At 60.1% G+C, this 21343-nt stretch carries 18 protein-coding genes; 13 read left to right on the forward strand and 5 right to left on the reverse strand.

From position 1 onward, the window contains the following. Positions 1-19 precede the first annotated feature (19 nt). Positions 20-1924 (forward strand): copper resistance system multicopper oxidase, encoded by a 1905-nt coding sequence (locus tag Q2K57_RS00805; RefSeq protein ID WP_304525920.1) that lies wholly within the window; start codon positions 20-22, stop codon positions 1922-1924. Between the two features lie 9 nt (positions 1925-1933). Further along, on the forward strand, positions 1934-2704 hold the full coding sequence (locus Q2K57_RS00810) for a copper resistance protein B (protein ID WP_304525921.1): 771 nt from the start codon (positions 1934-1936) through the stop codon (positions 2702-2704). 670 nt (positions 2705-3374) lie between these two features. Here the strand turns inward: Q2K57_RS00810 and Q2K57_RS18315 are convergent. The 3 genes from Q2K57_RS18315 to Q2K57_RS00820 form a co-directional block, all read right to left on the reverse strand. Further along, positions 3375-3785, reverse strand: a complete 411-nt coding sequence (locus Q2K57_RS18315) for a DDE-type integrase/transposase/recombinase (RefSeq protein WP_369700282.1) — start codon at positions 3783-3785, stop codon at positions 3375-3377. A 302-nt stretch (positions 3786-4087) separates the two neighbouring features. Continuing rightward, positions 4088-4267 carry a hypothetical protein gene (locus Q2K57_RS00815; protein WP_304525922.1) on the reverse strand — a complete coding sequence of 60 codons (180 nt, stop codon included), beginning with the start codon at positions 4265-4267 and terminating at the stop codon, positions 4088-4090. Positions 4268-4337: 70 nt separating this feature from the next. After that, complete coding sequence (locus Q2K57_RS00820) at positions 4338-6341, reverse strand: acyltransferase family protein (RefSeq protein ID WP_304525923.1); 2004 nt, start codon at positions 6339-6341, stop codon at positions 4338-4340. Positions 6342-6975: 634 nt separating this feature from the next. On the opposite strand from Q2K57_RS00820, the gene Q2K57_RS00825 reads away from it, so the two are divergent. The 10 genes from Q2K57_RS00825 (at position 6976) to slyA (ending at position 17775) form a co-directional block, all read left to right on the forward strand. After that, entirely contained in the window at positions 6976-7722 is a 747-nt protein-coding gene (locus Q2K57_RS00825) for a TVP38/TMEM64 family protein (protein ID WP_304525924.1), read from the forward strand. 364 nt (positions 7723-8086) lie between these two features. Beyond that, entirely contained in the window at positions 8087-10420 is a 2334-nt protein-coding gene (locus Q2K57_RS00830) for a copper-translocating P-type ATPase (RefSeq protein ID WP_304525925.1), read from the forward strand. Positions 10421-10499: 79 nt separating this feature from the next. Beyond that, positions 10500-10940 (forward strand): DUF411 domain-containing protein, encoded by a 441-nt coding sequence (locus Q2K57_RS00835; RefSeq protein ID WP_304525926.1) that lies wholly within the window; start codon positions 10500-10502, stop codon positions 10938-10940. Between the two features lie 72 nt (positions 10941-11012). Beyond that, positions 11013-11861, forward strand: a complete 849-nt coding sequence (locus Q2K57_RS00840; RefSeq protein ID WP_112054955.1) for a phosphatase PAP2 family protein — start codon at positions 11013-11015, stop codon at positions 11859-11861. Then, a complete protein-coding gene (locus Q2K57_RS00845) occupies positions 11854-13503 on the forward strand; it encodes a phosphoethanolamine transferase (protein WP_112054956.1) in 1650 nt (549 codons plus the stop codon). The genes Q2K57_RS00840 and Q2K57_RS00845 overlap by 8 nt, the downstream gene beginning before the upstream one ends. Before the next feature lie 145 nt (positions 13504-13648). Next, positions 13649-14257: a CBS domain-containing protein gene (locus Q2K57_RS00850; RefSeq protein ID WP_181463069.1), complete on the forward strand. Its 609-nt coding sequence runs from the start codon at positions 13649-13651 to the stop codon at positions 14255-14257. Positions 14258-14348: 91 nt separating this feature from the next. Next, positions 14349-15311, forward strand: a complete 963-nt coding sequence (locus tag Q2K57_RS00855) for a cation diffusion facilitator family transporter (RefSeq protein ID WP_112054958.1) — start codon at positions 14349-14351, stop codon at positions 15309-15311. A gap of 95 nt (positions 15312-15406) precedes the next feature. Beyond that, positions 15407-15805 carry a fluoride efflux transporter CrcB gene (gene crcB, locus Q2K57_RS00860; RefSeq protein ID WP_112054959.1) on the forward strand — a complete coding sequence of 133 codons (399 nt, stop codon included), beginning with the start codon at positions 15407-15409 and terminating at the stop codon, positions 15803-15805. 344 nt (positions 15806-16149) lie between these two features. After that, positions 16150-17223 carry a DUF5924 family protein gene (locus Q2K57_RS00865; RefSeq protein ID WP_369700283.1) on the forward strand — a complete coding sequence of 358 codons (1074 nt, stop codon included), beginning with the start codon at positions 16150-16152 and terminating at the stop codon, positions 17221-17223. A gap of 105 nt (positions 17224-17328) precedes the next feature. After that, entirely contained in the window at positions 17329-17775 is a 447-nt protein-coding gene (slyA, locus tag Q2K57_RS00870; RefSeq protein ID WP_112054961.1) for a transcriptional regulator SlyA, read from the forward strand. Positions 17776-17815: 40 nt separating this feature from the next. On the opposite strand, the gene Q2K57_RS00875 is transcribed toward slyA, so the two are convergent. Continuing rightward, the gene (locus tag Q2K57_RS00875; protein ID WP_112054962.1) at positions 17816-18358 is read right to left on the reverse strand and encodes a preprotein translocase subunit YajC; all 543 of its coding nucleotides are present in this window, start codon (positions 18356-18358) and stop codon (positions 17816-17818) included. 203 nt (positions 18359-18561) lie between these two features. Between Q2K57_RS00875 and Q2K57_RS00880 the strand changes: the two genes are divergently transcribed. Next, entirely contained in the window at positions 18562-19014 is a 453-nt protein-coding gene (locus Q2K57_RS00880; RefSeq protein ID WP_112054963.1) for a universal stress protein, read from the forward strand. 183 nt (positions 19015-19197) lie between these two features. Here the strand turns inward: Q2K57_RS00880 and Q2K57_RS00885 are convergent, their stop codons facing one another. Further along, positions 19198-21147: an ATP-binding cassette domain-containing protein gene (locus tag Q2K57_RS00885; RefSeq protein WP_304525927.1), complete on the reverse strand. Its 1950-nt coding sequence runs from the start codon at positions 21145-21147 to the stop codon at positions 19198-19200. Positions 21148-21343 lie beyond the last annotated feature (196 nt).

Consider the following 21343-nt stretch of genomic DNA (forward strand, 5'->3'; position numbering starts at 1 on the left):
CATCGCGAAGGAATCGTCCATGGTCGCCGCGAAGCAATCCAGGCTTCCCCTATCACGCCGCCAGCTGCTCAAGCGTGGTGCCGCCCTGGGTCTCGGTACCGCCGCCCTGAGCCTGCGCCCAGCCTGGGCCAATCCCTGGGGTCAAGCCGCTGGCTATCCGCAAGGCGTCGAAACTGGGCCCGACCTGGCCCTAGCGATACGCCGAGATACTCTGCCCATCGCCGGCAAGACAGCTCGCCTGATCAGCATCAACGGCACCAGCCCCGGCCCGCTGATCCGCCTCAAGGAGGGCCAGGATGCCGTGCTTCGAGTCACTAACCTGCTCGAGGAACCGACCTCCATTCATTGGCATGGGCTGATCCTGCCACCCGGCATGGATGGCGTACCTGGCCTCAGCTTCGCCGGTATCGCGCCCGGTGAAACCTTCACCTACCGTTTCCCGGTTCGCCAGAGCGGCACCTACTGGTATCACAGCCACTCGGGGCTGCAGGAACAGCTCGGCCATGCCGGTCCCCTGGTCATCGATGCCGCCGAGCGGGAGCCCTTTCGGTATGACCGCGAGCACGTGCTGCTGCTGACCGACTGGACCTTCGAGGATCCGGCCAGTGTCTTTCGCAACCTGAAGCTCGGTGAAGGCTACTACAACTTCCAGGAGCGCACCGTCGCCGACTTCTTCGCCGACGTGGAGAAAAACGGCTTCGCCGATACCGCGGCCCAACGAGCCATGTGGGCCCAGATGCGCATGAGCTCGCGGGATATCGCCGACGTTACCGGCAGCACCTATACCTACCTGCTCAACGGCCACGCCCCGAGCGATAACTGGACCGCCCTGTTCAAGCCCGGCGAGACGCTACGACTGCGCATTATCAATGGCTCGGCAATGAGCTACTTCGACATGCGTATCCCGGGCCTCAAGATGACGGTGGTGGCCGCCGATGGCCAACCGGTACAGCCCGTCCCAGTAGACGAGTTCCGCATCGGCGTGGCGGAAACCTATGATGTTCTCGTCACGCCCAAGGATGACGGCGCCTACTCGCTGTTCGCCGAATCCATGGATCGCAGCGGCTTCGCCCTGGGCACCCTGGCGCCGCGCCTGGGCATGACCGCCGCCGTGCCGGCGCGGCGCCAGATCGCCGACCGTGGCATGGAGGCCATGGGCGCTCATGGCGACATGGACATGTCTGGCATGGATCACACCCAGATGGCTGGCATAGATCACCCCGGCATGCAGGGCATGGACCATTCCAAGATGCAGGGCTCGGACCACTCCGGCATGCAGGGCATGGATCATTCCAAGACGCAGGGCTCGGGCCACTCCGGCATGCAGAGCATGGATCATTCCAAGACCCAGGGCTCGGACCACTCCGACATGCAAAGCATGGATCATGCCCAGATGGCCGGCATGGATGGCATGGCCTCCCCCGAGGCCGGAACGATGCTCCCCGTGGGGGTGGCCCAGCCCGGCTCCCGCTACGATCAGGCCGGTGTCGGCATCGACCCGAGCGAACGCCGCGTGCTGGTCTATCGCGACCTCAAGGCCTTCACACCCTGGCCGGACCGGCGCCCTCCCGGTCGTGAACTGGAGCTGCACTTGACCGGCAACATGGAACGCTACATGTGGTCCTTCGACGGCAAGAAATTCAGCGAGGTCAATGGCCCCATCCACTTTGAGAAGGATGAGCGGCTGCGCCTGATCCTGGTCAACGACACCATGATGGAGCATCCCATTCACCTGCATGGCATGTGGATGGAGTTGGAGAATGGCGCCGGTGAACTTATTCCGCGCAAGCACACCCTGAACGTCAAGCCCGGTGAGCGGGTATCTGCCCTGATCACCGCCGATGCCGAGGGGAGCTGGGGTTTTCACTGTCACCTGCTCTATCACATGGATGCCGGCATGTTCCGGGTCGTCAAGGTCACATAAGGAATGTTCATGAAGTCCAAGTCTGTCGTTATCGGTACCGGTTCGACCCTCGCCATGCTGGTGGCCGCCGGCGCTCAAGCCAGCGATGGCTACGATGCCCCGGCGAACTGGCCATCGCCGATGGCTGAACACTCACGGGGCTCGATACTCGTCGATCGCTTGGAATATGCTTCCCCCGACAAGGGCGAGGATGCCCTGGTGTGGGATTTCCAGGCCTGGTACGGCGGCGACGTCAATCGGGTCTACCTGAAGGGGGAAGGCGAGAATACTCAGGGTGACGGCGAGGATGCGGAATTCGAAAACCTCGATCTGCTCTACAGCCGTCTGATCGCCGATTTCTGGGAGCTCCAGGGCGGTATCGGCTATCAGGGTGGCATCGCTTCGAACGATCATCCCGAACGCTACTTCGGCGTCATCAATCTCCAGGGGCTCGTGCCTTATCGCGTCGAGACCGATCTCGACCTGAGGGTCAGCGAGGACGGCGATGTCTCGGCCAGCCTGGAAAGCGAATACGACCTGCGGATCACCCAGCGGACCTACCTGCAACCGCGCCTAGAAGTCGCCGCGGCGGCCGATGAGGTGCCGGAATTTGGCGTCGGTGAGGGCCTCAACTCGGTTCGCACCGGGCTTCGGTTGCGATATGAAATCACCCGAAAGTTCGCCCCCTATATCGGCGGCTACTGGGAAAAGTCCTATGGTGACACGGCTGACTTGGCCCGCGCCTCGGGGGATGCCACCGAAGATACCGGCGTCGTCGCCGGCGTGAGGATATGGTATTAACCTCATTTTGCATATCTCGATATTTCTTCTGCGCCACATATTAATGTGGCGTTTTTTTATCTATTTTTAGCACATTTCAGTTTTTATTTTCATAATTACAACGTCAACCAATCAAGGAGGTGGTCCATGAAACGTCAACTCATTTCCACGGTGCCGCGATGTTGCGCCTGGTCTCTGCCTCATCCTTCGCCATCACTGGCGATAAGCCAAGTGGTTCTGTGATCATTGAAAAAGGGGGTGACCAACTCCCAGATCCTGAGCCCCGCCAAGCTCTATCAGGTCAATGTGGAGCAGGCCCAGATGATCCAGATCAGAAACGAACACCTTGCTAGCGACTCCTGCGCTTTTATCGTAATAGCAGGGGGGCTGTACGATAGCTCTGGCAAGCTCGTATACAAGGATTCCAACCCACGTATTCACTTCCAGAACTCCGAGCATGTTCAGCCTAGGACCCACAACTACTGCATTCCTGGCAGCGGAACTTGTGTACTGAGCCGTAGGGCTGCAAGGACCTCGTAGAGAATGGTTGAGCCCGCCCGCCAGGATGTTATGAGCCTCTGTTAAGCCCTTTCGAGCCGAATCCGGTAGCTCAGGTCTCCTGTCACTATGGTGAGCCACTGATCCGGATATGGCGGACTGCCAAGAATGATCTCTTTTGCTTAGGTCTAAGTTATGCTGACATCTGCAGGGATTTTTTTGTCCATGATGCCACTTTAACCTTAGGTGGCCCGTAGTCGGAGCGCAGTGTCAGTGGTGGCTGAACACGACCCAGAGCCCCTAGTCGATAAATCAGCGCTTCCTCCAAGGCAGCCTCCGCTATTTTGCTGCTGCCTTTGTCCGACAATCGCCAGCCATGGAACTCACGCGTAAAGCAGTCGATGATTACCGCCAGTCTGGCCCGCCGATCTTTACAACACCACACATGGGTGAGATCCGTGGCCCAGCGCTCATCTTGTCGTGAGGCCACGGACGAAAGACTCCTGACGCGAGGGCAGAAGCCCTGTGGTCGCTTGCGCGCCAGCCAGCCCTTCAACTGCAGGATGCGCTGTATCAGCTTGTGGTTCTCTCCCAGGACACACACCAGGCGGCGATAGCTGTAGGTGGGGACCGCTCCAGGGCCAGCTTTACCCGGGCTGCCAGATCAGTATTGATGACACGCCGCCGCGCCTTGGACTGGTAATACAGGCTTCGCAGTAGCAGCTCCAACCAGCGACAGAGCTTGGTTAGGGATACTACATAGCCCTCCAGGGCCAGTTCCGCCTGCAGCGACCTTACAAGTTCCCGTCCTCTTCGAGCAGGCGGCGAAACTTTTTTAATGCATAGATCTGCAGATGGGCCTCGCCCAGCGCTTCCTTGGTTTCCCGGAGCTCGGACTCGAACTGCTCACGGATATCCTTGGCACGGGCCTTGAGCCCGTTTCCATGCTGCGCTGGGCTTCTTCGATCCAGCCGAAATCGTGCTGGAGGCCACTTCAGCGACCGTGGTCTTGCCCTTTAAGGTGTCCATGACCACCGCGGCCTTGCGCTTGGCGGTCCAGCGTTTGACGGTAGGTTCGTTGCTCATCGCATCCTCCTCATCGCTGCACTATAGCCTATGCAGCCATGGAGGGGATCACTTCACACACCTAACAATCTTACCAATCGGAGAGTCTAAAAATTTCATCAACAACGATATCGGCCCCCTTCTTGGATAAATGATCGTCATCATAATAAAACGGGACGCTATTCCGCTGAACTACACACCTGCCTTGCACATAGTTGTTACAAAACAGGTCACTAACGACTACCCGCTTAATACCGGGAGCCGGCATACTATCAAAAGCATCTATGACGAATTTATTTCTTGAATAAAAGTCTTCATAAGGGAATGTCACCTGCTCAAGAACTTGATTATTTTCCGAGTAATAAAACCGATTCATCTTTTCAATATCAATGCCAGTCTCAGGAACTGGATAAACGAGATAAAGAGACCTAGCGACTTTCGCCATTTCTTCAATATACTTTATCAAGTATTCTCTCTTGGTTTTCGCGTCGCGATAAAACTCACCAGAAACCAGCACGTCATATTCTCTGTAGTTGGCATCCCTCTCGGAAAATCCTTCGCTGTTTCGATACGGCATTTTATCAATCACGCCCTCAATAGGAAAAAGCTTGAAGCTCCAACGACTAGCAAGTATCACCTCTGCATCTTGTCGCTTTATGATACTCGTAAATTCTTCGAATCTTTCCTCACAGTCTTCAACCGATCTATTCTTGTTTCTTCTTATAAAGGGCACGGTCTCACAGCCGTCCAAATTGAAAACTCTTCCCTTGATGTTCTGTCTTTTAAACACCTGGTCAAGTGAGTAACTGATCGCTTGAGCATGTGAATCACCGATCAAGATTACGACTTCACTGGAATCCTTGTCCCCAAAGGTACACTCAGATACCCAATGTGAACCCTCGGTCCTTTGTGGCACACAAACATCGCCGATGGTTTCTACTTTTTCACCAAAAGATCGAAACTCAACGTTTGGAGACATTATAAAATCACCGTTAATATATCCATTTTCTTCGTGTCCGTATAAACCTATAGATACAAACATTACCAACCCGGCCGAAGAGAAGAAAAACAATCTCCTGCTGTCAATTTTCTCCTTCCTTCGAAACGGCTGCTCAATAATTTTCCAACTGACGACAGCTAGTGCTACTGAAAAACAGCTCAAAAATAGCATTAGCATGGGGCTTGGCTCCGATAGACTTTGTATCCGCGCAAAGGCAAATAGTGGCTGATGCCACAAGTAGGCGCTATAGCTAATAAAGCCTATACCTACGAGCAGGCGAGTGTTGAGAAGTCTTGCGGCGAATGTTTCCTTGTCCGCAAAAATCACCAAGAGTACGGCGCCTAAAACTGGTGCAAGCGCATATGCACTTGGAAAAGGGGTGGCTTCATCGTAAACGAACACAGATACTAAAATTGCGGCCAAACCGACTAATGCAAGCGAATCATTCTTGACCACTCCACGCCGCTGCACGACAAAAGCCGCCATAGTTCCTGCAAGCAACTCCCACGCTCGTGTTGGTGCTAAATAGAAGTTAGGAGTTGATTTATTTCGCCATCCCCATTCGCTCAGTAAAAAGCTGATTGCGGAAAACAATACGATCATCCAAAAGACGCGATTTTTTCCATATCGCCAAGCTAGAAAGAGAAAAATTGGGAATAAAACGTAGTATTGTTCTTCGACAGCTAAGCTCCATGTGTGTAACAGAGGTTTTTCTTCGGCAGCCGCGTCAAAATAACCACTTTCCTGCCAGAATAGCACATTGGACGAAAACAAGCTGACTGCGACAAGGCTGTGAGAAAAATCATCCAATTGGCTTGGCAGCATCCACATCCATGAAAACAAGGTGCTGCAAAGCATTACAAAGAAGAGTGCTGGCAAGATTCGCCGTGCACGACGCTCATAGAAACCTAAGAAGCTGAATCGCTTATTATCAATATCTTCAATTAAGATGGTCGTAATGAGGTAGCCGCTGATGACAAAGAAAACATCTACGCCGACAAATCCTCCGCTAAAAATCGCAAATCCGGCGTGGAACAATATCACTGAAACAACAGCAAGTGCTCTCAAGCCATCAATTTCGGAACGATATTTCAAGGCAACTACCCTTAGTTAAAAAAGCGGCCTCGATAACAATTCTAACAACTGCCCCGTCATGCACCTTGTTGCCATAACTCATTGTTATCGCCATTCTTCCTGCTCGCTCGTCTTACTGCTGACTTAGAACGCCGCGAGCGTGGCATCTGTGCGCCCCATCAGCGGCGTAGCGCGCCGTAAGGAGCTAGGCCCCAATGCACAGAGCCAAGTTCATACGGCATGCCCTTCCATATAGCCAGCATAGCCAACATGTGTGACTCCAACACCCAAGAAGGCGACCATTTTATCCTGTACCTTGATGACCTAATTGCTCGACATGTGTATGGAACTGGAGAACGGCGCCAGAGAGGGCCTCAATCCGGTTCGCACAGGGCTGCGGTTGCGATATGAAGCCACCCGATAGTTCGCCCCCTATGTCGGCGATTACTGGGAAATCTTATGCCGACATGGCTGACTTGGCTCGCGCCTCGTGGGATGCCACCGGGGATACTGGCGTCGTCACCGGCGTGAAGATGTGGCTCTTATCCAGCCCTAACGTCATAATGGTTCGCGCTGAGCCCTCATAAAATATGCGAAAAATCAGGATCTCTCGGTCCTGACCCTGCGATGCGCTCTAGGTCAGAGAAAGGGAGACATGGTTAGCCCGCACAAGATCGATACTGGCGCCCCGAAACGCCTTTCCCGTGCTTCATGGCGACGCATCATGTTGGGCATGGCGGTACTTACCGTTTTTCTCGCCACCGCTCTGGTGCTGTGGCGAACCGGCATGCTGGATGCCTTGCTGGCCGGCGACACCCTCGAACAGGCAGTGATACGGCTTGGCCCATTCGGTCCAGCACTGGTCGTTGGCCTAATGATGATCGCCATCGTCATGAGCCCGATCCCCAGTGCCCCGATCGCGCTCGCTGCCGGCGCGGCCTTTGGTCATGTCTGGGGCACGCTTTACGTGGCCATCGGCTCCGAGGCCGGTGCGCTTATCGCCTTCGCCATTTCCCGCCTGCTAGGGCATGACGCGCTGAGGGCCTGGTTGGGCATGCGGCCCTCCAGCGGTCTACTCTATCGTTTCATCGCCTCCCAGAACGCCCTGATGGCCGTCGTTTTCGTGACCCGGCTGATGCCGTTCCTGTCTTTCGACGTCGTCAGCTACGCGGCCGGCCTCTCGCCTCTCAAGGCCTGGCGCTTTGCCATCGCCACACTGCTAGGCGTCATGCCAGCGAGCTTCCTGCTGGCGCATTTCGGCGACGAGCTCGCCTCCAACGATCTGCGCCTCGCGGGCCTCACCGTGCTCGCACTCGGCACCATCACCCTACTTCCTCTCGCTTGGAAAGCGACTCCAGCGCGCTATCGCGCAGCCCTGCGCCGTAAGCTAAACCTGAAGTAGCGAGCCAGTGCCTCACCAAGCGCCGCCGGAGTCGGCTATGACTTGTAACCGGTAAATGCCGCACTGACGTGTCTGTGACGCCACTAAACGACTCTCCCCCATCCGGCCCTGATTCAGCCGTGTCGCCCGGGCTGTGGCGGGTGCCCTGGAGAAATGAACTGCATGACGTCGATCACAATTGGGGGATGCCCCGAACCTTGTGTCACCCCTCGGCTTGACCATTGGGTTACACAAGGGTCTTAAGCTGTCGATATATGCATGATCAACGTACAGCCTTTGTCTTCCAGGCGGCTTTATTCCTGAAGTCCGGCGCGGCACGACCAGCAGGTCCACGCCTCGGCAGGGAAATGATGGAGAGGATGTGATGAAGCAACATCAGCACGATCATGGTCACGAACACACTTCGCCAGATGCTGCGCCGACTCAGGAGCGCAAAACGACAAACACAAGGACGAACGGCCAGCAGACCGGCGCCCAATACACTTGCCCCATGCACCCGGAAATCATCAGAAACGCCCCCGGTGACTGCCCCAAGTGCGGCATGGCACTCGAGCCGATGGCGCCGGCGGCTGCGTCGCAGAAAACCGAGTGGATCTGCCCCATGCACCCGGAGATCGTCCGTGACGAATCCGGCGAGTGTCCCAAGTGCGGCATGGCACTCGAGCCGCGGCAAGTGAGCGCCGATGCCGAGGAGAACCCCGAGCTCATCGACATGACCCGCCGCTTCTGGGTTGGCGTCGCGCTCACCGTGCCGCTGTTCCTGCTGGCCATGGGCGGGATGGTGCCCGGCGTCGACATGGGGGCTCTGGTGCCTCACGGCATCCGGGTGTGGCTGGAGCTGACACTGGCCACGCCGGTGGTGCTGTGGAGCGGCTGGCCCTTCTTCGTGCGCGGCTATCGCTCGGTGATCAACACAAGCCCCAACATGTTCACCCTGATCGCGCTGGGCACGGGCGTCGCCTACCTGTATAGCCTGATCGCCGCGGTGTTTCCGCACATCTTCCCGCTTTCCTTCCGCGACGAGGCCGGCCAGGTCAGCGTCTACTTCGAAGCCGCCGCGATGATCGTCACCCTGGTGTTGCTCGGCCAGGTCATGGAGCTGCGGGCGCGAAGCCAGACCAACTCCGCGATCAAGGCGCTGCTGGGGATGGCGCCCAAGACCGCCCGCCGGATCAGCGACGACGGCAGCGAAGAGGATGTAGCGCTGGAGCAGGTGCAAATCGGCGACCGTCTGCGGGTCCATCCCGGTGAGAAGGTACCGGTGGACGGCGTCGTCATCGAGGGCAACTCTTCGCTGGACGAATCAATGATCACCGGGGAACCGATTCCCGTCGAGAAGAAGACCCACGATAAGGTCATCGGCGCCACCATCAACGGCACCGGCGCGCTGATCATCGAGGCGCAGCGGGTGGGCAGCGACACCCTTCTCGCCCAGATCGTGCAGATGGTCGCCGAAGCCAGCCGAAGCCGCGCCCCGATCCAGAACCTGGTGGACGTGGTGGCCGCCTACTTCGTGCCGGCAGTGGTGCTTGCATCCGTCACTACCTTCATCATCTGGAGCCTGTTCGGGCCCGAGCCGGCGATGGCCTACGCGCTGATCAACGCCGTGGCGGTGCTGATCATCGCCTGCCCCTGTGCGCTGGGCCTGGCCACCCCGATGTCGATCATGGTCGCCAGTGGCAAGGGCGCGTCGATGGGCGTGCTGTTCAAGAACGCCGAGGCGATCCAAACGCTGCGCGATGTCGACACCTTGGTTGTCGACAAGACCGGCACCCTCACCGAGGGGCACCCCAGGTTGCAGGACGTGGTGGCCGCCGAAGGCTTCTCGGAAGCGCAGGTGCTGGGCCTGGCGGCAACGCTGGAGCGTGGCAGCGAGCATCCGCTCGCCGCTGCCATCGTCCAGGGCGCCGAGACGCGCGAGGTAACCCTAGAGCGCTATACCGACTTCGCGTCCGTCACCGGTAAAGGCGTCACCGGCCGGGTCGGCAAACAGCAGGTGGCGCTGGGCAATCGCGTCCTGATGGAAAGCCTGGATATCGAAGCCTCGGCGCTCGCGGAGCGTGCCGAATCCCTACGGGCCGAGGGCAAGACGGCGATGTTCGTGGCGGTGGATGGTAAAGCTGCGGGGCTCGTCACTGTCGCCGATCCGATCAAGGACACTACGGCTGAAGCTATCCGCGCCCTGCATGAGGAAGGCATCCGCATCGTCATGCTCACCGGTGACAGCCAGACCACGGCGGAGGCCGTAGCGAAGGAATTAGGGATCGACGAGATCATCGCCGGGGTATTGCCGGAGCAGAAGGCCGAGAAGGTCAAGGCACTACAGGCCGAGGGGCGCTTCGTCGCCATGGCCGGCGACGGCATCAACGACGCCCCGGCGCTCGCCCAGGCCCAGGTGGGCATCGCCATGGGCACCGGCACCGATGTCGCCATGGAAAGTGCCGGCGTCACCCTGATCAAGGGCGATCTGATGGGCATCGTGCGCGCACGCAAGCTGAGTCGCGCCACCATGCGCAATATCAAGCAGAACCTGTTCTTTGCCTTCGCCTACAATAGCCTCGGTGTGCCTATTGCCGCCGGGGTGCTGTACCCCGCCTTTGGCCTGTTGCTGTCGCCGATCTTCGCCGCCGCGGCCATGTCATTGAGCTCGGTGTCGGTGGTGGGCAATGCCCTGCGACTGCGCCGAACAAACATCTGATCCTACATCTTGTGATCGAAGCGCACGCTGGCGCTCAAGCCAGCGTTGCCCAACAGCACTCTCGAGAGGTCATCTCACCATGCAAAATCAAGTCACGGCACTGTGTCTGGCCGGCGGCCTGTTGCTCGGCGCCAGCACAGCCCACGCCGCGCTGCCGGACAGCGCCCGCCTCTACAAGAACCCGTCCTGCGGTTGCTGCGAGACCTATGCCCGTCATCTCGAGTCCAGCGGCATCGACGTCGAAGTGATCGACAGCCAGCCCATGGGACAGATAAAGGAGGCGGCCGGCATCCCCTACGGCCAGGGGTCCTGCCATACCGTCATGATGGATGGCTATGTCATCGAGGGGCATGTGCCCGTCGCCGCCCTGGAGATGCTCTTTGAGCAGCGCCCTGAGATCGACGGCATCGGACTGGCCGGCATGCCCCAGGGCACTCCGGGTATGCCCGGACAGCAGCTCGCACCCTATGAGGTCTATCAATTCACTGACGGGCAGGCTACGCCGTTCATGACCCTTTGACTGGCTTGACTTAAGCAACGCTTAAGCCAACGGCACCACACTGGTGAGACATTCTTCCAGACCCGTCTCGCCATGCCGCCTTCACGACTCTCCTCTCGCCGGCAAGCCTCGTCTTCCGGCGCCACTACCGGCACCCGCTCTTCGGTTGCCGACGCTTGCCCACAAGCGGCCCTGCGGCGGGAGAGCGGACGCCCGGCCTCAGGCTGGCTCAGCTGGCTGCTGGTCGGCTGGGTCCTGTTTCTGACCATGATGCTCGTCGGGCGGGCCGCCGGCCTGGACTTCAAGCTCGCCGATACGCTTTATCATCTTCAGGGCGACGCTTGGTCACTGCACCATGCCTTTCTTACCGAGCAGGTACTGCATGGCGGTGGACGCATGCTCAGCCAGAGCATGGGCGTAGCAGCCATCCTTGCGCTGATCGCCAGCTGGCTGCGCCCCGCCTGGCGGGACTGGCGCCGCCCATTGGGCTATCTGGTGCTGGCCGTGGCAGCGTCGACCCTCGGCGTCTCGATACTCAAGCAGCTGATCAGCATGGACTGCCCCTGGGACCTTAGCCGCTATGGGGGCGCTCGTGCCTATATCGGCCTGCTGGCGACACGGCCCGCCGACTACCCGGACACGGCCTGCTTCCCCGCCGGGCATGCCAGTGCCGGCTATGCCTGGATCGCGCTTTACTTCTTCTGCAACGCCATCCGCCCCCGTTGGCGCTGGGCCGGCCTCTGCCTGGCGCTGGCCCTGGGCCTTGCATTCGGCATCGCCCAACAGCTTCGCGGTGCGCATTTCCTCTCACACGATCTGTGGACGCTAATGCTTTGCGCGACGCTGAGCCTGTTACTGGCCCGTTGGCTACTCCCCTCGTCCGTCAGCCTGGCCGCTTCCCCATCATCCTCAATCTCTCTCGAGGAAGACTCGCATGCATGAACGCTTTCGCATGGCCACCACCTGGCTGGCCAGCCTGGCGCGCCCGTCGCTGACCCTGTCACCAGAGCGCCTGACGCTGTTGGTCTGCCTGGTTTTCACGCTCTTCTACCAGCAGGCCTTCTGGCAGCAGGTCATGGCCGCTGAACCGGCCCTCACCGCCTGGCAGTTGCTCGCTTACGGGCTAGTGCTGACGGGGCTGCAGTTCATCGTCTTCGTGCTGTTCGTCACCCGCCATACGGCCAAACCCCTACTTTCGGCCTTGATCCTGCTGGCGGCCACGGTGAGCTACTACACCGGTCATTACGGCACCTACTTCGATACCCATATGATCGATAACGTGTTGCAGACCGACACCAAGGAAGCGGGTGAACTGCTTACCCCGGGCTTCGCGGGCTACCTGCTGCTGTACGCGGGGCTGCCGATGGCGCTGCTGTGGCGAGTCAGGCTCTCGGCAAGCACCTGGCCACGGGCGCTGGGGCGCCGCTTCGCCTACCTGGCCGGGGGGGTGGCGATGCTGGCAGTGGCGCTGATGGTGTCCTATCAGAGCCTGTCATCACTGATGCGCAACCATACCGAGCTGCGTTACCTGGTCACTCCGGGCAATGCCCTGATTTCCTCCGGCCGGGTGCTGGCGGCAAGTGACCCGCTGCCCGAGCAACGCCTGCCGATCGGCGAAGACGCCACTCGCCTGCCGCGTGCCGGCGACAAGCCGCTGCTGATGGTGTTGGTGGTGGGGGAAACCGTCCGTGCCGCCAACTGGGGGCTGAATGGCTATGCGCGCCAGACCACGCCTCAGTTGACGAAGCGTGGTGTGATCAACTTCACCGATGTGAGTACCTGCGGCACCAGCACCGCCGTTTCGCTGCCCTGCATGTTCGCGCCTATCGGCAAGGACGACTACGACGAGCGCTATATCAAGAGTCATGAGTCGCTGCTGGATGTGCTCGATCATGCGGGCTTTAACGTGCTATGGCTGGATAATCAGGCCGGGTGCAAGGGCGTCTGTGATGGCGTGAGTCAGCAGTCGATCCAACCCGATGATCACCCCAAGCAGTGCCAGGATGGCCGCTGCCTGGACGAGGCGCTGGATGAGGAACTGCGCGCCCGTCTCGACAACCTCGAAGGCGATACCGTCATCGTTCTCCATCAGCTCGGCAACCACGGCCCCAGCTACTATCAGCGCTATCCGGAAACGTTTCGTCGCTTCACGCCGACCTGCGACAGCGCCGACCTGAACAGCTGCTCGCAGCAGGCCATCACCAACAGCTACGACAACGCCATCCTCTATACTGATAGCGTGCTGGATCATGTGATTGGCGCCCTGGCGGAACAGTCGCATCATGCCGCTTCGCTGCTGTATCTCTCGGATCATGGCGAATCGCTGGGTGAACACGGCCTATACCTGCATGGACTACCCTACGCAATCGCCCCGAAGGAGCAGACCCAGGTACCTATGGTGTGGTGGTCATCGGCGGCCTTTGACGCGGCAGTAGGGCTCGACAAGGATTGCCTGGCAACAACCCGCGACGCCCCTCTTGGCCATGCCAACCTCTTTCACAGTGTGTTGGGAGCACTCAGGGTCGAGAGTCGCATTCTGAACCCGCAGCAAGACATGACGCGGGTCTGTAGAAGTGACGCCTAGTCATTCAACTTTGATACTTTAGTCGACATTTTCAGTTGACAGCAGGACTTAATGAAGCAGTAAGATAGATATTCTGAGCTTGCTAACTTTCAAGCCCCCGATGCTCGGTCACTCGCGCACCGGAATCGACACGAGGAGTACCATCATGCCAGATATGTCGCATCCCACCCTGTCGCTCGAGTCGCTGGCCGGTGACCTGCCGATCGCCGACCCCGCCGCGTCGCTTTCGCATCTGACGGTGGATAGCCCGGCGAGCTCACTGCTCACCGATTTCACCAAGGTGAGAGCACGCACTATCGGCACGGAGACACCCGCCGAAGAAGCCCGTCTGATCATGCAGGCCAGCGGCGTGCGTCTTCTGCTGGTGGCCGATGCCGATGGACACTGCCAGGGCATCGTCACAGCCAAGGAACTGCTCGGTGGACGCCGGACGACCCAAGCCATGCAGACTCATCAGATTGCCCGCGCCGACGTAACCGTGGGCATGGTGCAGTCTTCATGCTCAACGCTGCATGCGCTGCCGCTATCGCGCCTGTCGCACCTGACTATCGGCACGCTAGTCAAGGCACTGCAGGCCCATGGCGACCAGCATTTGCTGATCGTCGACCATGACGAACAGCAGCAGCCCCGGCTGCGCGGCCTAGTCTCGGCCTCCGATGCCGGGCGCGCGCTGGGCGTCGAGCTGGGTCAACTGCTCCGGGAACCACATAGCTTCGCCGATATCTGTCGCGTCATGCTCGGCCACGAGCTATGAAACCCCGCCACTGACGGGGTTCGTGATAGCCTGATAGACATTGACCCGTGCCGGCCTCGTGCCGGCATACCAACATCACACAAGGCGCTTCATGGCACACGATCACGCGCATCACAGTGACAGCGAAGCCAGGCTCCTGTGGGCCTTGGTACTCACCGGCGCCTTCATGATCGCCGAGGTGGTCGGTGGGCTACTTTCCGGCTCGCTGGCGCTGCTGGCCGATGCCGCTCACATGCTCACCGACAGCGCCGCCCTGGCGCTGGCCTGGTTCGCCGCCCGCTTGAGCAGACGCCCCTCCGACCGACGTCGCACCTTTGGCTATCACCGCGTGCAGATACTGGCCGCCTTCGTCAACGGCCTGACGCTGATCGGCCTGGTCGTGTGGATTTGCGTCGAGGCCATCGGACGACTGCTGAACCCGGTCGATATCCAGGCCAATACCATGATGGTGATCGCGACCCTGGGGCTGGCGGTAAATATCGTAGTATTCGCCATCCTGCACCTGGGTGATCGCGATAACCTCAATATCCGCGGCGCGGCTCTGCATGTGCTGGGAGACCTGCTTGGCTCGGTGGCGGCCATCGTCGCCGGCGCGGTCATCTTCGCCACTGGCTGGATGCCGATCGACCCTCTGCTATCGCTGCTGATTGCCGCGCTTATTCTGCACAGCGCTTGGAAACTGACCCGCGAATCTGCACACATCCTGCTCGAAGGCGCCCCGGATGGCCTCGACGTGGATCAGATCGAACACAGTATCCCGCAGCAGATTGCCGCCGTCTCGGAGGTGCACCACGTGCATGCCTGGTCGCTGACGCCGGCCCGGCCGATGGTGTCACTGCATGCCACCCTGGTCGACGGCATGGATCGCCACGAGGCGCTGGTGGCTATCAAGGCGTTGCTGGATGAACGTTTTGGTATCAGCCATGCCACCATCCAGCTCGAGGCGCGCGACTACTGCCTGGATTCGCCGGAATCGGATAGCTGCAGGGAGACTGAAGCGTCGGCGCCACACGCGCATGCTCACTCTCACGAACACTCTCATTCGCACGGATAGCGCAAGCTGGCGCTATTCGAACGGCATTATTCAAAGAGCACTACTCAAAGAGTGCTATTCAAACAACGTCATGAAAACAAAGCACTAGGATCACCATGTGGCTTTCAATTCTCGCCGTCAGCGGCGGTGCAGCCATCGGCGCCAACGCCCGCTGGTTGCTGGGACTATGGCTTAATCACTATTACCCGGCCATTCCGCTCGGCACACTGTTCGCCAATACGCTCGGCGGCTATCTGATCGGCCTCTTCGTGGCCCTGTTCAGCGAACACCCCCATATTTCACCGGAATGGCGACTGTTTCTCGTCACCGGCCTGTTCGGTGCTTTGACGACATTTTCTTCCTTCACCGCTGAAATTCTCGCTAACCTTCAGGCCGGTCGCCCGGGTCTGGCGCTGACCGGCATCGGCCTGCATCTTGGCGGCTCGCTGCTGTTCGCCTGGCTGGGTATGCTCAGCGTGAGCCTGGTACGCGACTTGATCGGGACCATGCCCTGATGAGGCGCCGATGAAATACAGCGCGTGAACTATCCCCTAACCCCTTATATCCCCCTTAACGACGGTGCCGGCAGCATCCAGCCGGGCCTGTCGCTTGATCGCGACTCCCTGACACCGGTCACGACTGATAGGATTGCATTCCTTGTCCCGACTGAATCGACCCCCTTATGAGCTCCGACCGGTCTTCAATAGATAGCCCTTCTACTGAGCCCTCATCCGAGCCGCTCTCTTCACAAGAGCCTTCGCAAGCGCCGCCTCCGAACGCTGGCGAAGCTGAAAGATCGCACATCAACAGCTCACGGCTGGTAGGCCTGCAGGCAAGTATCGCGAGCCTCAGCCAACGCTTGAAACCTTATGCCTGGCTATGGCCCCCGGTCGCTTTCAGTGCCGGGGTCGCGAGTTTCTTCCTGGTCGATCGCCAGCAGTGGCTGGGAGGCGCTCTTGCTCTGGCGATGCTGCTGGCATGGCTGCTGCTGCTCTCGGAAAGCCTGATTCAACGATGGCTTTCCAACCGCGGCTATCCCCACCTGTCACGGGGCGTGACCACCTTCATCGCCCAGATGATCCACCAGGAGACCCTGTTCTTCAGCCTGCCCTTTCTGCTTGCGACCACCGTGTGGTCGAGCGGTCAGGCGGTCTTCACGGTGCTCTTCGTGGGGCTTGCTCTGCTGTCGATTCTCGATCCGCTGTATTTCCGCCTGGCCGAACGCCATCGCTGGGTGTATTTCGCTTTCCACGCCCTGTGTGTGTTCGTGGTGGTATTGGTCACGCTGCCAATCATGCTGTACCTGACCACCGGCGAGAGCCTGGCCATCGCGCTGGCCGTGATGGTGGTATTTACGGTGCCCAGTCTGGTCAACCTGCTGCGCCCCAAACGCGCAAGCAGCTGGCTAGCGATGATCGGCCTGGCCTTGCTATTGGCAGGTGCTGGTTGGGCCAGTCGCGGCTGGGTGCCGCCCGCCAATCTTTGGCTCAGCGGTTATGCCCTGTCGCCAGGGTTAGAAGTCTCGAGCCGCAGCCCAAGCGGCCAAATGGCCTTGACCAGCGAGGCGGTCGCCTCCCGCGGCCTCTTCGTCTTCACGGCAATCCGTGCGCCGCGTGGCCTGAGCGAGACGGTTTATCATGAGTGGCGCCACAATGGCATTCTGATCGACCGCATTCCATTGGAGATTCGCGGTGGACGCGCTCAGGGATACAGAGCCTGGACCCACAAGCAGAATTTCCCGGAGAACCCCGACGGCGCCTGGCGGGTGGATGTGATGACGCCGTCAGGCCAGCGGATCGGCGTGGTGCGCTTCACCGTGCAGGAGGATGCTAAGGATGCGCAGGTTGTCAATGGCGACATCCAGACACCGTGGGGCCTGCCCGGGCTCAACTGGCGCCAACTGATTCCCGCCAAGGAAAACGACGCGACATGATCGCTGCTCGACCGGCCAGTGATCATTTCTTCGCCAAATGTGGGGTTGCATTGCCCAGGGCGAGTTCGCACAATGCAACTATTAGCTGGCGAACATAGGGCTACCATGCAAAAGAATATCGGCTTCAAGCTGGCCCGCCTGCCAAGACTCTGGCGAGCCATCATCGATCAGCGCCTAGCACCGCTGGGACTAACACAGACCCGCTGGGTCACCCTCTACCACCTGTGGCGGCTCGGCGATGGTCAGCCGCAGTGCGATCTGGCGAGGGCGATTGGCGTCGAGGCTCCATCGCTGGTGCGCACCTTGGATCAGCTTGCTCAGCAAGGCCTGATCGAACGCTGCCCCTGCGACCATGACCGCCGCGCCAAGCGTATCTTCCTGACGGAAGAAGCCGCGCCTCTGCTCGAGCAGATCGATAGCGTGGTGGAGCATGCCCGGGAAGAAATGCTCGACGGGCTGAGCGATGAGGACATCGAACGACTCGATGTCCTGCTCTCTCGCATCGAGGATAACGGCCTCAAGATCCAGACCCGGGACGACGTCAAGGCCTAGGCTTGAACTGCAAACGTGTCCTGCAGAGCGGCGGCGGGAGTCACCGCCGCGCCTGATCTCGCATTTCTCGAAATCCCAGCTTGCGGGGCGCCGGTTCATCCGGTCGCCCCGCAAGCTGCTGATGAAGGTCCAGGATATTGCTCCGATGCCGTTCAAAAGCATCGACCCCGAGCGACTCCTCCCACCATAGCGTCAGCGCCTCACGGCTTGATTCCACTACCTTCGCATCCATCGGCAGCTCTGCCAGCACTGTCTCGAGCCTTGCTCTGGCCTCGCCGGGCAGTGGGCGCAGCGGTTCGACGCGCCAACGCCAGCCGTCCATGAACGGCTTGAGCGCATCGCTTGCCACCGCCTCGCGAACCAGCACGAAACGTGGCCCCGGATACTCGCCGGGATACGCCCATCGGTAGCTTGCCATCTGCCCGCCCTCATGCAACGGCGAATCGCCCAGTTTGACCCTAATCCCTGACTTTCTCGCCGCCTCACGCAGCTGCCCCATGCGCTGCTGCTGGAGGCTGGGCCGGAGCCACATCATTGGCGAGAGCATCAGCCCCATCACCAGCACAATGATCAACCAAACCATGTTCACCTCTACCTGCAGAAGATCGACCGAGCCCGCACGACGGAGCGCCGGAGAACGGGGCGAAAGATCGCCAACCTGGCACACCTCGGTCGACCAAAAAGGATTACTAAAATATGCTAAAAGATTGATATAAATCGTTGTCGCGAGCTAGTGGCAAGCCTAAAGTTGAGTCAGGCCCATTCACTTTCTACCGGGAGACTCTCATGAGCAACGAGTATGGTCACATCCTGGTCGCCGTCGACCTGACCAAGGATTCCCACAAGGTGCTGGAACGCGCGCTGCCGATTGCTGACCGCAACCACGCCAAGCTATCCATCATGCATACCCTGGAACCGCTGGGCTTCGCCTACGGCGGTGACATTCCGATGGATCTGACCAGCATTCAGGACCAGTTGGACGAGCACGCCAAGCAGCGTCTGGCCGAAATTGCCGATCCACATCAGGTCGCCAAGGAAGATCAGCACGTGGTGGTCGGCATGCCTGACACCGAGATTCATCGCTTCGCCGAGGAGCATGACGTCGACCTGATCGTAGTCGGCTCGCACGGCCGTCATGGCTTTGCGCTGCTGCTGGGTTCCACGTCCACAGGCGTGCTGCACGGAGCCAAGTGCGATGTGCTGGCGGTGCGGGTTGGTGATGAAGACAGCAAGGAATAGAGCAACCTTGAGCACTACCGCCAAGCCAATACCATCGCTTGGTTAATGCCTCACCCGCACGATGGCATCACTGGTGTCATGGCATCATTTGCCTCATGACAGCATGTGCCTCATGACAATAGCGCGTGTCACAGCAACGGCGGCGCCCATCTGGGCGCCGCCGTTGTGTCGTTACGAGCGCGCTCAGGCCTCGCCGGCGGCCATCGCCTCGAGCTCCATCCAGCGCTCCATGGCCTCATCGAGCTCGCCCTGCTTGGCGGAGAGCGCCTCCAGAGTGGCGGTGACGTCCGCTGCTTCCTGCTGATAGAAACTCGGGTCCCCGGTCTTGGCCTCGAAGTCGGCAACCTCACTTTCCAGGCGCTCGATCAGCGCCGGCAGTTGATCCAGCTCCCGCTGCAGCTTGTAGGAAAGCTTGACCCGTTTCTTTTCCGCCGCCGCGTCCATGGCGGCCGGCTCTGGCTCGCCACGAGACGCCTTGGCTTCGCTGGGCGACTCCGTCTTGGCCTGCCCTGCCGCCTGGGCGGCGTTGAAGTCCCAGGGGGCCGGCGGCAGCTTGCCGCCCTGGCGTATCCAGTCGCTGTAGCCGCCGACATACTCGCGCACGATGCCGTCGCCTTCGAAGGCCAGCACCCCGGTCACCACGTTGTCCATGAAGGACCGGTCGTGAGACACCAGCAACAGGGTGCCGTCGAAGTCGAGCAGCAGCTCTTCAAGGAGCTCCAGGGTTTCGACGTCAAGGTCGTTGGTCGGCTCATCGAGTACCAGTACGTTGGCGGGCTGGGTGAACAGCTTGGCCAGCAGTAGGCGGTTCGACTCGCCGCCGGAGAGCGCCTTGACCGGCTGGCGGGCGCGCTCCGGAGTGAACAGGAAGTCCTGCAGATAGCTGATCACGTGGCGGTCCTTGCCCCCCACGGTCACCCGGTCGCTGCCCTGGGCCACGTTGTCGTAGACGGTCTTCTCCGGTTCGAGACCGGCCCTCAACTGGTCGAAGTAAGCCACCTGCATCTTGGTGCCCAGCTTGACCTTGCCTTCCTGGGGCTCGAGCTCGCCGAGCAGGATCTTCAGCAGGGTGGTTTTGCCGGCGCCGTTGCGGCCGATCAGGCCGATTCGGTCACCACGCTGAATATCGAGGCTCAGGTCGCGGATCACATAATCGCTGCCGAAGGACTGGCTGACATGCTTGAGCTCCACCACCTGCTTGCCGCTGCGCTCGCCGGTGTCAACCGACAGGTTGGCATTGCCCTGGCGTTCGCGGCGCTGGCCGCGTTCGCGACGCATCTGCTCCAAGGCACGCACGCGGCCTTCGTTACGGGTCCGGCGAGCCTTGATGCCCTGCCGGATCCAGGACTCCTCCTGGGCGAGCTTCTTGTCGAATTCGGCGTTCTCGCGCGCCTCGATTTCCAGCTCGTGAGTCTTCTGTTCCTGATACTTGGCGTAGTCGCCGGGATAGCGGCCCAGGCGACCGCGATCCAGTTCCAGAATGGCGGTGGCAAGGCGCGACAGAAAGGTACGGTCGTGGGTGATGAACAACACGGCGCCATTGAAGGCGGCGAGCTGGTCTTCGAGCCAGCCGATGGTATCCAGGTCCAGATGGTTGGTGGGCTCGTCGAGCAGCAGCAGGTCAGGCTCGGCGACCAGCGCCCTGGCCAGGGCCACACGCCGCCGCCAACCGCCGGACAGTGCATCCATGGCGTCGTCGGCGGGCAGGCCGAGTCGTGTCAGCACCGTGTCGATACGCTGATGGAAGGACCAGCCGTCGATGGCCTCGAGCTGGGTCTGCAGGCGCTCCATGCGCGCCATGTCAGGGTCCGGGTCCTGAATCAGATGATGATACTCGGCGAGCAGCGAACCGGCTTCGGGCAGCCCCTGGGCGACGACATCGAAGATGGTCTCGCCGGAGGCCTCGGGCAAGTCCTGCTCGAGCACGCCGATCTTGAGCCCGGGGGCTCTCCACAGGCTACCGCCATCGGCCTGGATCTCCCCCGACACCAGCTTGAGCAGGGTCGACTTGCCGGTACCATTGCGGCCCACCAGCGCCAGGCGCTCGCCGCGCTCCAGCACCAGGTCGGCCCCATTGAGCAGCACCTGAGGGCCATAGGCCAGTTGCAGCTGTTCCAGACGTAGCAGGGTCACGCGTTTACCTCTTGGTGTTCAGCATTAGGCGCGCCACGCAGGCACGCGCAAGTGCGCCTAGTGTAACGCGGACGATGCCTCGCCGTCGGCCCTTGTCGAGCCTTAGCGGCCACCGTCGTGGCCACAACGGTCGCGCGTGACCCTGCTGCTGCCGGGCGGGTACAATACTTGGCCATTTTTCGAAAGGAAATGCACC

Origin of the sequence: Halomonas sp. I5-271120, from assembly GCF_030553075.1 — a bacterium.
GTDB classification, from domain to species: domain Bacteria; phylum Pseudomonadota; class Gammaproteobacteria; order Pseudomonadales; family Halomonadaceae; genus Onishia; species Onishia taeanensis_A.

Bases quoted from the DNA above. Each gene is read 5' to 3' on its own strand.
- Q2K57_RS00805 (WP_304525920.1), top strand. From the start codon at position 20: ATGGTCGCCGCGAAGCAATCCAGGCTTCCCCTATCACGCCGCCAGCTG.
- Q2K57_RS00810 (WP_304525921.1), top strand. From the start codon at position 1,934: ATGAAGTCCAAGTCTGTCGTTATCGGTACCGGTTCGACCCTCGCCATG.
- Q2K57_RS00815 (WP_304525922.1), bottom strand. From the start codon at position 4,267: ATGAGCAACGAACCTACCGTCAAACGCTGGACCGCCAAGCGCAAGGCC.
- Q2K57_RS00825 (WP_304525924.1), top strand. From the start codon at position 6,976: ATGGTTAGCCCGCACAAGATCGATACTGGCGCCCCGAAACGCCTTTCC.
- Q2K57_RS00830 (WP_304525925.1), top strand. From the start codon at position 8,087: ATGAAGCAACATCAGCACGATCATGGTCACGAACACACTTCGCCAGAT.
- Q2K57_RS00835 (WP_304525926.1), top strand. From the start codon at position 10,500: ATGCAAAATCAAGTCACGGCACTGTGTCTGGCCGGCGGCCTGTTGCTC.
- Q2K57_RS00840 (WP_112054955.1), top strand. From the start codon at position 11,013: ATGCCGCCTTCACGACTCTCCTCTCGCCGGCAAGCCTCGTCTTCCGGC.
- Q2K57_RS00845 (WP_112054956.1), top strand. From the start codon at position 11,854: ATGCATGAACGCTTTCGCATGGCCACCACCTGGCTGGCCAGCCTGGCG.
- Q2K57_RS00850 (WP_181463069.1), top strand. From the start codon at position 13,649: ATGCCAGATATGTCGCATCCCACCCTGTCGCTCGAGTCGCTGGCCGGT.
- Q2K57_RS00855 (WP_112054958.1), top strand. From the start codon at position 14,349: ATGGCACACGATCACGCGCATCACAGTGACAGCGAAGCCAGGCTCCTG.
- crcB (WP_112054959.1), top strand. From the start codon at position 15,407: ATGTGGCTTTCAATTCTCGCCGTCAGCGGCGGTGCAGCCATCGGCGCC.
- slyA (WP_112054961.1), top strand. From the start codon at position 17,329: ATGCAAAAGAATATCGGCTTCAAGCTGGCCCGCCTGCCAAGACTCTGG.
- Q2K57_RS00875 (WP_112054962.1), bottom strand. From the start codon at position 18,358: ATGGTTTGGTTGATCATTGTGCTGGTGATGGGGCTGATGCTCTCGCCA.
- Q2K57_RS00880 (WP_112054963.1), top strand. From the start codon at position 18,562: ATGAGCAACGAGTATGGTCACATCCTGGTCGCCGTCGACCTGACCAAG.